The sequence below is a fragment of the uncultured Paracoccus sp. genome, assembly GCF_947496875.1.
Classification (GTDB): domain Bacteria; phylum Pseudomonadota; class Alphaproteobacteria; order Rhodobacterales; family Rhodobacteraceae; genus Paracoccus.
On the sequence record NZ_CANMEH010000079.1, the window covers coordinates 1 to 563 of the forward strand.

At 72.5% G+C, this 563-nt stretch carries 1 pseudogene; it reads right to left on the minus strand.

The window, feature by feature from the left end:
- Positions 1-563 (minus strand): annotated as a pseudogene (locus tag Q0938_RS19185) (hypothetical protein); the annotation flags it as partial.

The following is a 563-nucleotide window of genomic DNA, read 5'->3' on the forward strand; positions in this document are numbered from 1 at the left end:
GCCATGTCGGCGGAGTTCTCGAGCACGATGCCGGTGAGTGCCATCAGGTCGCGCCGGGTCGGGCGGAGGTCGGACCAGGGCACCAGCGCATCGACGGTGACCGGCAGGACCACGTCCGTGAGCAGGTCGATCTCGAGCGGCGTGGCGGCGGTGCGGTTGACCCCGCGCCCGCGCCCCATCGCCTGGATCAGCTCGCCCTCGCAGATGCACCAGCGCACGGCCTCGGCGATGGGATCGGCATGTTCCTCCATCGCGCGCGGCGCGGTCCGGTCGCCCGCAAGCCGGATGCGGCGCTCGATCATGGGATACCACCAGCCCGCGTGCTCCGGGTTCGACGCGGGCACGCGGCCGGTCAGGGCCATCGCGATCAACTCGACCGTCCGCGGCGCGGGCAGCGTGCGGCCAAGGATCACCATGCCGCCGATCCCGCCCCAGCGATCCAGCCCGCTCAGCGCGTTGAAATGCACCGCCTCGACCCGCGGCGGGAGCCCGGCCGACCTGAGAGCATCGATCGCCGCCTTCTGGCCCACCACCAGCAGATCGATCGCCTGGCCGGGGCGATG